The sequence below is a fragment of the Austwickia sp. genome (assembly GCA_016699675.1).
In the GTDB taxonomy this organism is placed as follows: domain Bacteria; phylum Actinomycetota; class Actinomycetes; order Actinomycetales; family Dermatophilaceae; genus Austwickia.
Map to the genome: position 1 here is coordinate 3,029,245 of CP064985.1, position 13,569 is coordinate 3,042,813.

Annotated in this window: 12 protein-coding genes and 2 pseudogenes; 10 read left to right on the plus strand and 4 right to left on the minus strand. The window is 70.5% G+C overall.

The genetic code is table 11. The features are described from left to right. Window positions 1-62: 62 nt before the first annotated feature. Window positions 63-269, minus strand: coding sequence for a dodecin domain-containing protein (locus IPK37_13870; protein ID QQS00023.1), 207 nt, complete (start codon window positions 267-269; stop codon window positions 63-65). Window positions 270-521: 252 nt separating this feature from the next. Here IPK37_13870 and IPK37_13875 point away from each other — a divergent pair, with 252 nt between their 5' ends. Together IPK37_13875 and IPK37_13880 are read left to right on the plus strand one after the other, a co-directional pair. Continuing rightward, complete coding sequence (locus tag IPK37_13875) at window positions 522-1,454, plus strand: hypothetical protein (protein ID QQS00024.1); 933 nt, start codon at window positions 522-524, stop codon at window positions 1,452-1,454. Window positions 1,455-1,586: 132 nt separating this feature from the next. After that, complete coding sequence (locus tag IPK37_13880; protein QQS00025.1) at window positions 1,587-2,780, plus strand: acyl-CoA dehydrogenase family protein; 1,194 nt, start codon at window positions 1,587-1,589, stop codon at window positions 2,778-2,780. Between the two features lie 690 nt (window positions 2,781-3,470). On the opposite strand, the gene IPK37_13885 is transcribed toward IPK37_13880, so the two are convergent. Together IPK37_13885 and IPK37_13890 are read right to left on the minus strand one after the other, a co-directional pair. After that, complete coding sequence (locus IPK37_13885) at window positions 3,471-4,874, minus strand: IS1380 family transposase (GenBank protein ID QQS00026.1); 1,404 nt, start codon at window positions 4,872-4,874, stop codon at window positions 3,471-3,473. Window positions 4,875-4,933: 59 nt separating this feature from the next. Continuing rightward, window positions 4,934-6,026 (minus strand): annotated as a pseudogene (locus IPK37_13890) (IS110 family transposase). Window positions 6,027-6,320: 294 nt separating this feature from the next. On the opposite strand from IPK37_13890, the pseudogene IPK37_13895 reads away from it, so the two are divergent. From IPK37_13895 to IPK37_13915, 5 genes and pseudogenes are all read left to right on the plus strand, one after another. After that, window positions 6,321-7,593, plus strand: a pseudogene (locus IPK37_13895) (IS256 family transposase). Further along, window positions 7,590-8,081: a VOC family protein gene (locus tag IPK37_13900; protein ID QQS00027.1), complete on the plus strand. Its 492-nt coding sequence runs from the start codon at window positions 7,590-7,592 to the stop codon at window positions 8,079-8,081. The pseudogene IPK37_13895 and the gene IPK37_13900 overlap by 4 nt, the downstream one beginning before the upstream one ends. An 11-nt stretch (window positions 8,082-8,092) precedes the next feature. Further along, window positions 8,093-8,578 (plus strand): hypothetical protein, encoded by a 486-nt coding sequence (locus tag IPK37_13905; GenBank protein QQS00028.1) that lies wholly within the window; start codon window positions 8,093-8,095, stop codon window positions 8,576-8,578. An 85-nt stretch (window positions 8,579-8,663) separates the two neighbouring features. Beyond that, the gene (locus tag IPK37_13910; GenBank protein QQS00029.1) at window positions 8,664-8,861 is read left to right on the plus strand and encodes a hypothetical protein; all 198 of its coding nucleotides are present in this window, start codon (window positions 8,664-8,666) and stop codon (window positions 8,859-8,861) included. Window positions 8,862-8,879: 18 nt separating this feature from the next. After that, window positions 8,880-9,431 (plus strand): hypothetical protein, encoded by a 552-nt coding sequence (locus tag IPK37_13915; protein QQS00030.1) that lies wholly within the window; start codon window positions 8,880-8,882, stop codon window positions 9,429-9,431. Here the strand turns inward: IPK37_13915 and IPK37_13920 are convergent. Continuing rightward, on the minus strand, window positions 9,402-9,995 hold the full coding sequence (locus IPK37_13920) for a hypothetical protein (protein QQS00031.1): 594 nt from the start codon (window positions 9,993-9,995) through the stop codon (window positions 9,402-9,404). The two genes, IPK37_13915 and IPK37_13920, sit on opposite strands and share 30 nt — an antisense overlap. Window positions 9,996-10,994: 999 nt before the next feature. Here IPK37_13920 and IPK37_13925 point away from each other — a divergent pair. From IPK37_13925 to IPK37_13935, 3 genes are all read left to right on the plus strand, one after another. Continuing rightward, window positions 10,995-11,915, plus strand: a complete 921-nt coding sequence (locus IPK37_13925) for a hypothetical protein (protein QQS00032.1) — start codon at window positions 10,995-10,997, stop codon at window positions 11,913-11,915. Between the two features lie 132 nt (window positions 11,916-12,047). Beyond that, window positions 12,048-12,698 (plus strand): SigE family RNA polymerase sigma factor, encoded by a 651-nt coding sequence (locus IPK37_13930; GenBank protein ID QQS00033.1) that lies wholly within the window; start codon window positions 12,048-12,050, stop codon window positions 12,696-12,698. Beyond that, a complete protein-coding gene (locus tag IPK37_13935; GenBank protein QQS00034.1) occupies window positions 12,695-13,534 on the plus strand; it encodes a hypothetical protein in 840 nt (279 codons plus the stop codon). The genes IPK37_13930 and IPK37_13935 overlap by 4 nt, the downstream gene beginning before the upstream one ends. The last annotated feature ends 35 nt before the right edge of the window (window positions 13,535-13,569 follow it).

Sequence of the window (13,569 nt, forward strand, 5' to 3'; positions counted from 1 at the left end):
CCCGCGGACGCGGCCCCCACACGCGGAGCTGCTGGCTGACGTCGCCCGCCGACGGGGCGCCGTCAGTCCATCCGCGAACCGAGTTTCACGGTGACCTGGGTGTGGGCGACCTGCTGGTCGACGATGTGCCCGCGGATCTCCACCACCTCGAACCAGTCGAGATGGGCCGTGTCGCGCGCTGCGGCGGAGACGGCGTTGCGGATGGCGTCGTCGACGCCCTGCTTGGACGTGCCCACGATCTCGGTGATCCGGTAGGAGCGGTCGGTCATGCTGTCGTCCCTCTCTTCGCCTGGCCCCGGTCCGATTGGGCGGGGTGGTGCCTCACTGCGGGCCCATTCCACCACCGAAACCGGTCCCGCGGCAGGCCTCGTCACGCCCGTTGTGGATCCCCGCTGACTCGTCGGGGCCAGCGCGCGACCTGGGCCGAACCACCCGACGCGGGCGGCTCATGACCGGCCGCACCATGCCGACCAGTGGTTAGGGTGCGGCGGATAGATGAGTCCCGACGGAGGTGCCGGTGAGTGGCTGACGCAGCGTTCGCCGACGCCTTGCGATCGGCACTGGCCGCCCGCGGGCTGGCTCTGGAGCGCGTCGCCGCACACCTGCAGGCGCGTGGCCATCCGGTGAGCATCGCGACCTTGAGCTATTGGCAGAGTGGGCGCAGCATTCCGGCGCGGGCTCAGTCGCTGCGCGCCCTGGGCGCCCTGGAGACCATCCTGCAGGTGCCGCGCGGCCAGCTGGCGCAGCTGGTGCCCGCCCCCGCCGCCGACTTCGCCGCCGACAACGCCCGGCCGGCCTGCGCGGACATCATGCGGCAGCGCGCCGCGATCGATGATGTCCAACACTGGCTCGGACGCGACGTGGACGCAGGCATCGAGCGACTGGTGAACCACACCCGTGCCCTGGCCGACCACAGCGGCGATGCCCCGAGCGTGCTGTGCCGGGAGGTGCTTCGCGCGGAGGAGGACGGGCTGGACGGTTATCTGGTCTCGGCGGGACACCCCCTGCGGGGGATCGACGTCGTCATCACCCCGATCCTGGGGTGTGCGATTCGCACGACCGTGGCCGACAAGGCGGACTCCATGTGCGTCGCCGACCTCGCGCTGCCGCGCCTCCGCCGCGGGGCTGTGCACCTGCTCGAATACGAGATCGGCTTCCACGGGCTCCCGGTACTGGCGCAGGACTACGGTCAGGCGCTGCTGTGGTTCGTGACCGGGGTGCGGGAGCTCTATCTGCAGGTGGTCTTCCAGCCGGACGCGGCGCCGCCGGAGGTGACGCTCATCGAGGGCATCGCCCCGAACGAGACCACCACGACCCACCCCCTGCGTCGCGCGTCGGTGAGCGTCGCGCGCAGCTACTCGGGGCCCTGCAAGGTGGGTTTTCGGTGGGCCACCAGCGAGCTGGGACCGGTGTCCTCGCGTCGGTCGCAGAGTGTTCGGTTTCACCCGGCCTAACGTGCCGAGTGCCCTGCTCGGCGGGGCATACTCGCCCCCAGGCAGGGAGCCGAGCCAGCCGTGGCGCGGGGATCCCCCCACCGCACGACGTACGGCTTTCGTAGCACTAACCGATCACGAGACGAGGGTGATATGTCCCGACTGCAGCGCACCGAAGGCCTCAACGAGGAGCAGGCCGAACTCATCAAGTTGGTTCGGGAGTTCGTGGAGGAACAGATCATCCCCGTCGCGACGGAGCTGGAGCACAAGGACGAATACCCGACCGAGATCGTCGAGGCGATGAAGGAGATGGGGATCTTCGGCCTGATGATCCCCGAGGAGTACGGCGGCCTCGGCGAGTCCCTGCTCACCTACGCGCTCACGGTCGAGGAGATCGCGCGCGGCTGGATGAGCGTGTCCGGCATCATCAACACCCACTTCATCGTCGCGTACATGCTCCTGCAGCACGGCACCGACGAGCAGAAGCAGAAGTACCTGCCGAAGATGGCGGCCGGCGAGATCCGCGGCTCCTTCTCGATGTCGGAGCCCGGCTGTGGTTCGGACGTCTCGGCCATCAAGTCCAAGGCCGTCAAGGACGGCGACGGGTGGCTAGTCAACGCCCAGAAGATGTGGCTGACCAACGGTGGCTCCTCGAACCTCACCGCGGTCCTGGTCAAGACCGACACCGGGGACCCGAGCGTCTACAAGAACATGTCGACCTTCCTCATCGACAAGGAGCCCGGCTTCGGCACGCAGGAGAACGGGATCACGGTCCCCGGCAAGATCGAGAAGATGGGCTACAAGGGCGTCGACACGACCGAGCTGGTCCTGGAGAACCACAAGACGACCGACGCCCAGATCCTCGGTGGCGTGCCCGGCAAGGGCTTCTACCAGATGATGGACGGCGTCGAGGTCGGCCGCGTGAACGTCGCCGCGCGGGCCTGTGGCGTGTCCCGCCGCGCGTTCGAGCTCGGCGTCGCCTACGCCCAGCAGCGCGAGACGTTCGGCAAGAAGCTCGTCGACCACCAGGCGATCCTGTTCCGTCTCGCCGACATGGCGACCAAGGTAGAGGCCGCGCACCAGATGATGGTGATGGCCGCCAAGCTCAAGGACTCCGGCAAGCGCAACGACGTCGAGGCCGGCATGGCCAAATACCTCGCGGCGGAATACTGCGCGGACTGCGTCGAGCAGAGCTTCCGGATCCACGGCGGCTACGGCTACAGCAAGGAATACGAGATCGAGCGGCTCTACCGCGAGGCCCCGATGCTGCTCATCGGTGAGGGCACTGCCGAGATTCAGAAGATGATCATCGGCCGCAGCCTGCTGAAGGACTACAAGCTGCGCTGATCGAGCGACGCCGACCCGCGGACCGGGCGGCAGAACGGCGAAGGGGGCGGGTGCACAGCCGCCCCTTCGCCGTCCCCCGGGTCGGCCTCGCAGCCGGCCGACCCCGACCAGGACCCGGGCTCGGCAGCCCGGCGCTGATCGCCCCTTGCCGGGATGAATGGGCTACTGGCACTATCGGGCTGGCGTTCAGGACGGACGTATCTCGACGGGGTCTGGGGGTGGCCTCCATCGAGACCAACGCGTCCCGTCGACCGTCTCGCCCTTGCCCACACCACTGCTCGTGGAGGAGCCATGCCCCCCCGCAAGATCATCCGTCGTGCCCCCGGCGGCCATTACGGGCTCATCGCAATTGAGGGTGTAGTCGTGGCCTGAATCCGCCGGTTTCCAGCAGGGATCTGGCGATGTAGTTGGTGAGGTTGCGGAACCCGAGGGCGGAGCCGCGGAGGTGTTCCAGGCGGCCGTTGAATCTCCTATGTTTGTCAAGCAGCCGCCTGGTCGAGCTGGGCGGTGGCGTTAACCCGGATGTTGCATGGGGGCTTGCTGGTGGGGGCCGGGCCGTCGTTGACGCCTCGGTGGGGCTGATTCTGGCCGGTGGGTATGACAATGTCCCGGGGCGGCGCTTCCGGTGGGCGTCGTCTTCCACGGACGAGGGCTGTGTTGCGGGTTGTCGGGGCGGGGTGGTGGCGTTGCTCAGGGCGGGGCCAGGATCGCGAGGCGGTCCCATCCGGTGGTGAAGAGTCCCGCCCAGGGCGCCGTGACCTTGACGTGGAGCAGGCGTTGCCTACCGGTGTGGGCCAGGGTGGCTGCGATGGTGAAGAGCCGCAGCCGTAGCGTCTTGGGTTCCCAGCGGCGGGCCTGGTGCTCGGGGTAGGCCAGCATGCCCATCCACGCGATCAGGTCGTTCGCGAGTTGCACGATCAGGAGCCAGATTCGGTTCTGGGCGAAGCCCTGCAGGGGCAGGTTGGTCAGGCCGGTGTCTTTGGCGATGCGGATCCGGTCTTCGCAGCGGGCCCGGCGCCGGTGGCGTAGTTCCAGGTCGGCCAGTTGCCCACGGGTCGTGTTGGTGACGAAAGCGGTCAGCCGGTACCCCTCGACGTCGGTGAAGCGGAGTTGGGCGCCGGGGTGGGGTCGTTCGCGTCGGACGATGACCCGCATCCCGGCCGGGTACCCCGTGAGGAGACCCTTAGCCGCGAGGAGGTCGGTGAGCTCGACGACGGCCGCGCCGTCCCGGACGTCGCCGTCGGCGTCGAGGGCGACCTGCCAGGCGGTCTCGGGGATCAGCGCGTACAGCTGGGGCGTGCTGGTGGGCAGGGTGTACCCGATGGAGTACGACAGGCCGCGCCGGTCCAGGAAGGTCAGGAACTCCCGGGTGCCACCGGCGCCGTCGGTGCGGATCAAGACTTTCTTGCCGGGCCGGGAGGGGTTGATCCCGGGCACCGCCGCCAGCGCCGTCTTGGTCACGGCGATGTGGTCAGCGGCCGTGTTCGACCCAGCGTTCCCCGCTCGCAGCAGCATGCCGAGCGGTTCGCCGGTGCCCGTCTTGCCGTGGTCGAGGAAGGCGCACAGCGGGTGGAAGCCGTAGCCATGTTTGAACGTGGCGGCGGCGTTCTCCTTCTCGGAGTGGGCCGTGATCAGCGTCGCGTCAAGGTCGATGACCAGCGGATCGGTTGCTGAGGCTGCGTGGTTCGGGGCATGGGTTCCGGCCCGATGCCACACGTGGGCGCGGGCCGCGGTTCGGGGCCGCGCCACGGCCTTCTCCACGGCGGTGACCTGCGAGGTCAGGGACGCGATCGTCCGGCTAATCGTCGCATCGGAAGCGACCGGCCCGTACAGGGCGGGCTCGACTCGTAACAACGTCACGTCGCGGCAGGCGTCCCCACCCAGGGCCAGCGTGATCGCCAGATCGAGCAGCACCTTGGCCGGGTCATGCCGGGCCAGCGACTTACGCCACGGCGTCAGCGCCGCACTCAACGTCGCGGCCAGCCCCGACACTGTCGCAGTCTGGGCCAGCAGCGCCCCACCGGCCTGGGCAACCGCCGGAACGGTGGCCGCGTCGACCTTGATTCTGGGGTAGATCCGGGTAGTGTGCTTCACCTGAAAGGTGCTCCCTTCGACCCGGCAATATCGACCTCAGCAATCGATATTCTCCCAGGTCAAGAGCACCTTTCAGCGTTTACCGGCCACACTAACCATGAAATCTCCGGGTTAAGGCGGCGGTAGATCTCGCGGGCGAGGTAGCGCTTGAGGCTTCGGCGGATCTCTCGGAGGGTGCGTCCTTCGGCGCTTCGGCGTTCGACGTAGGCGCGGGTGCGGGGGTCCATGCGCATGCGGGTGACGACGGCCATGTGCAGCGCGCGGTTCAGGCGCCGGTCGCCGCCGCGGTTGATGCGGTGGCGGACCGTGTTGCCGGAGGAGGCCGGGATCGGGTTCACGCCGGCGAGGCTGGCGAAGGCGGACTCTGATCGGATGCGTCCCAGGTGGGACCACGCGGTGAGGGCGACGGGCTGCGGTGATGGGGCCGATGCCAGGCTGTTCGAGCAGGACGCTGGCGGGGCTCTGGTGAAGGAGGTCGCTGATCCGCTTGGTGATGTCCTTGAGCTCGTCATCGAGCGCGGCGACGCGCTTAGCCAGCCGGGCGGCTTCCCAGCGGGCAGTGGAGACTGCCAGGGGCTCCTCTCGCGTGCGCCAGCCGGCGACCGTGGTGATCTGGGCGCCGGTCAGCGGGCGTCGGGCGTCGATCCCGAGGTCGGCCACGCGTAAGAGCGCGGTCAGAGCGTTGATCGTGGCGGTGCGCTCGGTGCTCATGTGGTCTCGGGCGGCGAGCAGGACGCGGACAGCCGCCCGGACCCCGTCGTCGGCCCGCGGGTGGCGCAGCGCTGTGACCTGCAACGGGAGGGCTGCTGCGGCGATGCGGCGGGCGTCCAGCGGGTCGGATTTGCCGATGCCACGGTCGGCGCGCGCGTTCATCCGTGGCGCTTCGACGACCTCGTAGCCGGCGTCGGCCACGACGCGGGCCAGCCGCGCCCCGTAAGTGCCGGTGCCCTCGATGACCCACAGGACCGCCACGTCGCCGCCGGTGCGGCGCGCGACAAACGCGACAGCCCGTGCAAGCCCGGCCGTCGTGGCCGGGAACTGGCCCTCGTCGAGCAGCTCGCCCTGCGGGCAGACCAGGATCGAGTGGGCGTGGTTGCGGGCGTGGGTGTCCACGCCGATGACGAACGGATGTGAATGCGCGACGATGGCCATGGCGATCGTTGTTCCTTCCTCGAGACGGGGCGTGGTCACGGTCGCCGAGCGGCCGGTACCGGTCCGGGAAGAAGTCACATCGGGGCAAATCTGTGATGAGCCACGGCTCGCGGGCCGGGCAATCTCCTGATGAGGTCACGGAGGTGGGCCGGACGGTGCGAGCAATGATCAGAACCTGTGGATGGCGCTCGGCGAGGTGACGTGAGGTGGACGTACCTCCCGAGCAAGATCGAAGTCCATGCTCAAGTTCGGATCGGGGTCGGCGTTGGCGCGCCGGCTCGGGAAGGTACATCCATGCTCAAGGTAGTTCACGACGCTTCGGCGTCCAACGAGTCGGCCGGTGGTTCGCTGTTGGATGAGATCGTCCGTGACGGCGCTCGGCAGATGCTTGCGGCAGCGTTGCAGGCCGAGGTCGCTGTCTACATCGAGGCGTTCGCCGACGAGGTCGACGAGGCGGGTCGGCGGCTGGTGGTGCGCAACGGTCATCACGGGTCGCGGGAGGTGACCACGGCGGCGGGCGCGATCCCGGTGCGTGCACCGCGGGTCAACGACAAGCGCGTCGACCCGATCACCGGGCAGCGGCAGCGGTTCGCCTCGGCGATCCTGCCGGCCTGGGCGAGGAAGTCGCCGAAGGTTGCCGAGGTGTTGCCGCTGCTGTACCTGCACGGCCTGTCCAGCGGCGACTTCGGCCCGGCGCTGACCCAGTTCCTCGGCTCCGGTGCGGGCCTGTCGGCGGCCACGATCACCCGGCTGACGAAGGACTGGCAAGACGAGGCGGCCGCGTTCAACAAGCGCTCGTTGGCCGAGACCGACTACGTGTACGTGTGGGTCGACGGGATCCACCTCAAGGTCCGTCTCGAGCAGGACAAGGTGTGCCTGCTGGTGATGATCGGCGTGCGTGCCGACGGTTCGAAGGAACTGATCGCGCTCGACGACGGGCACCGGGAGTCGACCGAGTCCTGGCTCGACCTGCTCCGGTGCTGCAAGCGACGTGGCATGCGGGCACCGGTGCTCGCGGTCGGCGACGGTGCACTCGGGTTCTGGGCCGCGGTCCGGCAGGTGTTCCCCGAGGCTCGTGAGCAGCGCTGCTGGTTCCACAAGATCGCCAACGTCCTCAACGTGCTGCCGAAGTCGGCCCAGCCCGGCGCGAAGGCCGCGCTGGCGGAGATCTGGAAACGCCGAGGACAAGGACCACGCGAAGGCCGCGGCGAAGGCGTTCGTAGCCGACTACGGTGCGAAGTGGCCCAAGGCGGCCGCGAAGATCACCGAGGACCTCGACGTGCTCTTGGCGTTCTACGACTACCCGGCCGAGCACTGGATCCACCTGCGCACGACCAACCCGATCGAGTCGACCTTCGCCACCGTCCGGCTTCGTCAGCGGGTCACCAAGGGACCCGGCTCCCGGGCTGCCGGGGTGGCCATGGCGTTCAAGCTCATCGAGTCCGCGCAAGCACGCTGGCGCGCGGTCAATGCACCGCACCTGGTCGCGTTGGTCCGCGCGGGTGCGACCTTCAAGAACGGCCAACTCGTCGAACGCGACGACGACGAGACGGGAGCGGCCGCGTGAGCTCGGCACCGATCGGGACCATCCACCACGTCGAGCTATGGGTCCCCGACATCGACCGCGCCGCCGCGCAGTGGGGATGGCTGCTCACCGAGCTGGGCTACCAGCCGTTTCAGGAATGGACCGGTGGATGCAGTTGGCGCCTGGCGGACACCTACATCGTGATCGAACAGTCGCCCGACATGCTCGCCGAACCTCACGACAGGAAACGCCCCGGGCTCAACCACCTAGCCTTCCACGCCGGCGATCAGGCCCAGGTCGACGCCCTCACCGCCGCTGCCGCCGAGAACGGTTGGGCACTCATGTTCGCCGACAAACACCCCCACGCCGGCGGCCCGCAGACCTACGCCGCCTACCTATCGAACACCGACGGCCACGAAGTCGAGCTCACCGCGAGCAACCCCGTAAAACTCACCCATCCACAGGTCTTGACGATTCCTCCGACGCCGCGCTCGCGCTGTGGCCCGCCCGACAGACCCATTGACCCGTAAAGGATTCCCCGATGACTCTTCAGCTCAGCGAAATCCCCGACGCCGTTTCCGAGGAGCCGGTGCGCGAGCGGACCAAGGCTCTCACCGAGCTCGGCTCCCTGGCCAAGCGCCGCACCGTGCTGCGCGCGATGGCGCTGGCCGGGGCCACGATCGGCGCCACCGCGCTGGGGTGGTCCCCTCTCGGTCGCGCCGGGCAGGCCCGGGCCGAGACGTCCCCCACCGGGTTGACCGGCTGGGACGCCCTGGACTGTAAGGACGCCTATCCGAACGGCTACGCCGAGGAGCGCGACAACGTGGGGGTCTATACCGCGGAGCCTGGTGCGTGCTTCGGCGGCTATTACATCGGGTCCACGATGTGCGACAGCACCGGCTGGCACAAGGCCGTCAGCGAGCGGATCAGCTGGTCCCAGACGCGGTCCTACCGGCCGATCTCCACGGCCTGCGGGGCCACGACCACGAAGAACGCGTGGCGTTGGACGGTCAACGGGGTCACCTAGCGGTGCTCCGACGGCGTCATGTCGGTCAAGTACTACGGCATGACCTGGTACAGCTACCTGACTATCTGCCGGGCCAAGGTCTGACATGACGACCGCCCCGCCGCAGCCACCTGCGTGGCATCCCCTCGCCGGCGCCCTGCTCGTGGCGTTTTCGGCGGTTCCGGCGTTGGGGGCTCTCGTTGCGGCGGGCCTGGGGCGGGCCGGGGCAGGGCCGGCGATCGCGCTCACGGCGTATCTGGCCATGGGCGCCATCGCCGGCTTCTCCGTGTCTGGATCCACTTGAAGTCGGAACTCAGCCTTCGTGCTGAACTCGCCCGTGTGGCGAGGCTGGCCGCAGTACGCCTTCGGGGTGGGGCTCGTCGTGGGAGGTCTGCTCTCGGCGGCGGTCCTGGTGACCGTGGGTTCCTTGGTGCGACTTGTGGCGCCACCCGCGTTCTGGGCGGCGATGATCGCGGTGTGGTTTGCGGTGGTCGCGCTTCGGGAGGTCGGGGCGTTGTCCTTCGGGTTGCCCCAGAACGCCCGGCTGGTCCCGGAGTCCGTGCTTCGGCACGGCCGATTCTGGGGCCCGTTCGAGTTCGGGCTGGAGATGGGTACCGGGGTGCGGACGTATGTCACCTCCGGGCTTGCGTACGTCGTGGTGCCCGTGCTGGCGCTCTTGGCGGGGTGGGCACCGGCGCTGCTGGCCGGCGTGGGCTTCGGTCTCGGCCGGACCGTGATGACGGTCTCGGCGCTGCGCTACGGAAGGGACGCCGAATGGGACCGAGCGTTTGATCGCCACGCGCGCCCGATCCACGGGATTCTCCTAAGCGCGTTCGCGGCGGCGCTAGCCGTGGCGTTGGTGGCGGCCCTTTGAGCGCCGGGCGGCCTCGCCGTCCCGGGCCTGATCTGTGAGGACGGTCGGCAGCAGGGCAGCGATCGCCGCGAGCAGCCCGGCGGCAGCCAGCAGGATGAGGCGGTCCGGCGCGGGCATGTCGATCGCGGTCGCCCCGGCGGCCGGGGGCCAGTTCATCGCGCTGCCTGCCGAGCAGGCGGCGAACAGCGCCGCCCGCCCGATAGCCGGGACCCCCGCCGGCGTGTCCCCGCCGAGGCAGCCACATGGGGCCCCGGGGCGACGACGGACCAGGACCAGCAGGTAGGCGGCGAAGCCCGCGTACAGCGCGGTCGGCACCGCGCAGCTCTCGCGGAAGCCGGGGGCGCCGCCGACCCAGAGCGCCAGCACGACGACGCCGACCGCCAGCTGCGCCGGTCCGAGGGCGGCGCCGACGACCCGGCGCCCGCGGGGCCCGAGCAACCTCTGGCGCGCCAGCGTGGCCGCCAGCCGGGGTCGGTCCAGGCTGTCCAGCGCACCGGCCACGAGGAGCAAAACGGCGCCCGCGAGCGTCCCGATGGTCACGGCGTCCGCCCACCTGAGCACCACAGACCCAGACTAGGAGAACTGCTCGGACGGCTGGCTGGCTCCGGCCGCCCAGCATGGGCCGGAAGGCCTCGAGGCCCGGGCTGGGCGGCTCGCGGGAAAGCGCCACCTGGGACCGGCGGTGCGTTGCGCAAACCGACGCATGGTGAGACGGTGGCGAAGGATTGGCTGTTGCCGCCGCGGCAGGGTGGTTAAGCGGTCTGTGGGCGGTCATGGACGAGCCGGCGGCCGCCCGGCTGCCTCGTGCGGGCGGGTCATTCACCTGCGAATACGTCTGTTAACGGTCGTCCGCGCGACCTTTGTCGACGGGATCGTGGGGGCATTCGCCGGTTCCCAGATCCATCCGACGCAGCGCGCCGGGACAGACATCGTGCCTGCTAGGCGGGTCGAACAATCGACGAACGGTCGCGTCGGGACTTGATCGGCGTTTTCGTAACTGTCACTATCAGGATGAACGTTCTGGACGGTCGGCTTTACCAAGACCCGGTCAGATCGTCGGCTTTTCTGTCTCGTTCTCGCGGAGCGTGGCGACGGCTTGTGCCGCTCCAGTTCGCGGACGTGACCGGGTCGGACTGCTGGTTGCGGCCAGCTTCGCCTGACCCCCTTGAGCCCGCGTCATGCGCGGGTCGTGGTCGGCCGGTCAACGGCGCCCTGCCGACCACGATCCGGCGTCTTGACGTCGCCGTGAAGCGCATCCCCCCGGCGCCCAACACGCCGTCCCATGCGCTCGCCCCCCGTCTCCCCGCCAGCCAGGAGGACCCGCTCACTGTGCTCGGATACGGTGCTTTCGCCCGAGTCGGCCGACGTGATCTGCGATTCGCGCGGGTCGTTCGAGTGCTGCCGGGCACAGCCCCCCGCGAGCGCGCCGAGCCGGAGCGCGCGTCCGGGGCGACGGGCACCAACACCGCGACGCCGGAGCGCGCGCGCCGGAATGTCTGTCCGGGGCGGATCGTTTGAGCGGGTAGCCACCCGTACGACGAGCGCCGTCAGGAAGTGAACCCGATGACCCAGCCCGCCGGTCAGCCGCGCATCCCCTTGAGTCGCCTGCAGTTGCCGCACCCCATGAGCCTGCACGTGTTCGAGGAGTACGAGCAGGCGCAACGCGCGGTGGACTACCTGTCGGATCGCGAGTTCCCCGTGCAGAACGTCATGATCGTGGGCACGGATCTCAAGCAGGTCGAGCGCGTCACCGGCCGGCTGACGTCGGGCCGGATCCTCGCGTCCGGCGCCGCCTCCGGCGCGTGGATGGGCGCCTTCTTCGGCCTATTGATGTGGGCGTTCGTGCAGGGTGGGGGCGCGGCTCAGTTCCTCACCGCGGTGATCGTCGGCGCGATCTTCGGGATGATCTGGGCGCTGATCCTCTACCGGTTCACCGGCGGCGCCCGGGACTTCACCTCCGTCATGCAGGTGGTGGCGACGCGCTACGAGGTGTTGGTCGAGGCCACCCTGATCGGGCAGGCGCGCGCGCTGCTGGAGGATCAACGGCGTGGCGTGCCCAGCGATGCCGGGCGTGAACCGCAGTCCCGGGGGGCGGCCGGTCCGGCGCCGGTGCCGCCGGGCCAGGGCTTCAGCGGCCCGTACGGAGCTGCGGGGGCCGGCAGTGCGGGCGCCGGACCGGGTGCGGCGACGCCCGGCGCTCCGCCACCCCAGGCGGGCTCGGGCGCGACCGCGCACTCGCCGTACGGCGTCGCGCCCTCCGGTCAGCCTGTCCAGCCGGGGCCTGACGGCCACGCGGTCCAGCCTGGTCCGGCGGCGCCGAAGTACCGCACCTATGGCGAGGCCCTCGACGCCGAGCGCGCGGCCCGCCAGCAGCCCGCCCCGACGGTCCCCGGGACGCGGGCCGGTTCCGGGGGCGTCTCGGGTGACGACTCCGCCGCCGAGGATGCGCACGACGCGGTGGACCCCCGCGACGGGCGCGGCTGACGCAGGCCGACGCGACGGGCGCGGCTGACGCGGCTCATCAAGCCACGGGTTGACGCGGCGGTCCGTGCCACGCTGGGACTGCCCGGCAACCTCCCGCCGGGCCATGCGCCTCTGTACGGGTGAGGAGGGGGTATGGCGGAGCCGGCGGGCTTCCGGGAGTTCGTGCAGGCGCGCACGCGCGCGCTGCTGCGCACGGCCTACCTGCTTACCGGTGACGAGGTCCTGGCACAGGACCTGTTGCAGGAGGCGCTGGCCCGGACCTGGCCGCGCTGGGATCAGATCGGCGACGGGGCGCAGGAGGCCTACGTGCGGACGGTGATGTTGCATCTTCAGGGCGCCTGGTGGCGGCGCCGGTGGCGCGGCGAGGTGCCCACCCAGACACTGCCGGAACGGCGGCGCGGCTCCGACCCGCTGGCCGGTTCCGGCGGTGCCAGCTCTGGGGATGACGCCGGACCCGGCGGAGCCAGTGGCGTCCCCGACGGTGGTCTCGACGTGGAGCTGGCGAGGGCGTTGTTGACGCTGCCGGTGGGGCAGCGGCAGGTGGTGGTCTTGCGGTACGCCGAGGACCGGTCGGTGCAGGACTGTGCCCGGCTGCTCGGCTGTTCCGACGGCACGGTGAAGAGCCAGGCCAGCAAGGGCCTCGCTGCCCTGCGCCGGATTCTCGGCGCAGGCGCAGGCGCAGACGCAGGCGCAGGCCCGGGTGCTGACCCCAGCACGGGTGATGGCGTGGGCGAGGGCGTTCGACGCGCGTCCCGGGGATCGACGGGGGAGGTGAGCGCGTGACCGACTCTCCGGAGACCGAGGGTCCACAGGGCGGGCCCGCAGACGCGGACCTGCTGGGCCGGTTGTCCGCTGCAGCGGGGCCCGAGTCGCGCGGCGCCACGACGTACGACGGGGTCGTTGCGCGGGTCGAGCAGCGCGCGGCGCGACGCCGTACCGGCTTGTCGGCCGCCGGGACCCTCGCCACACTCGCACTGGTCGGTGGGGGAGTTGTTGCGCTGGGCCGGGGCGGCGGCGCGGCGACGCAGAGCGCGGATTCGGCCGCGGGGAGCAGCGTGCGCCGCACGACCGCGACGGCGTCGGGACTGCCGCACGCGGCAACGGGGAAGGCGGCGTCGTCCGGCGCGTTGAGCCAGGCCAACACTGCCGCCACCTGCCCGTCGGCGTTGCCGGCTACCCTTCCGGCACCGGGGCCCCCGGGGGCCGATCTCGCCGGGCGACTCGTCCAACAGGCGCCGGGGGCCAGTGCTCTGATCTGCAGCTACCCCCTGGTTGGCCCCGAGGCCGCCGCGGCTCCCGGCGGATCCACCGCCGCGCTGCTGGGCCAACGGGAGGTTGCGGCGGACGGATCGTGGCTTGCTCGAGTCGCCGGTTTGCCGGCGGTGAGCGACGCGGCGCGCGCGGGCGACGGCCGGGGCTGCCCGACCACGGCAGGGCTGGGCGGGACCGGGGTGTACGTGGTCCGGCTCGACTACGCCACGGGCGGCATGTCGTGGCTGCGCGTGGTCGTCGGTCCCTGCGGTGCTGCCGTGGACAACGGCGGCACGCTCACGCGGCAGACCGACCAGGTGGTCGCCGACGTGCGTGCGGCGTACGAGGGCGGCGCGCCGCTGCGGTGATTCTCGGACCGGGGGGTCTGACCGGGTCGGACCGG

Coding starts and splice junctions, on each gene's coding strand:
- IPK37_13910 (QQS00029.1), top strand. CDS start 8,664: ATGACGACCGCCCCGCCGCAGCCACCTGCGTGGCATCCCCTCGCCGGC.
- IPK37_13905 (QQS00028.1), top strand. CDS start 8,093: ATGACTCTTCAGCTCAGCGAAATCCCCGACGCCGTTTCCGAGGAGCCG.
- IPK37_13870 (QQS00023.1), bottom strand. CDS start 269: ATGACCGACCGCTCCTACCGGATCACCGAGATCGTGGGCACGTCCAAG.
- IPK37_13930 (QQS00033.1), top strand. CDS start 12,048: ATGGCGGAGCCGGCGGGCTTCCGGGAGTTCGTGCAGGCGCGCACGCGC.
- IPK37_13925 (QQS00032.1), top strand. CDS start 10,995: ATGACCCAGCCCGCCGGTCAGCCGCGCATCCCCTTGAGTCGCCTGCAG.
- IPK37_13880 (QQS00025.1), top strand. CDS start 1,587: ATGTCCCGACTGCAGCGCACCGAAGGCCTCAACGAGGAGCAGGCCGAA.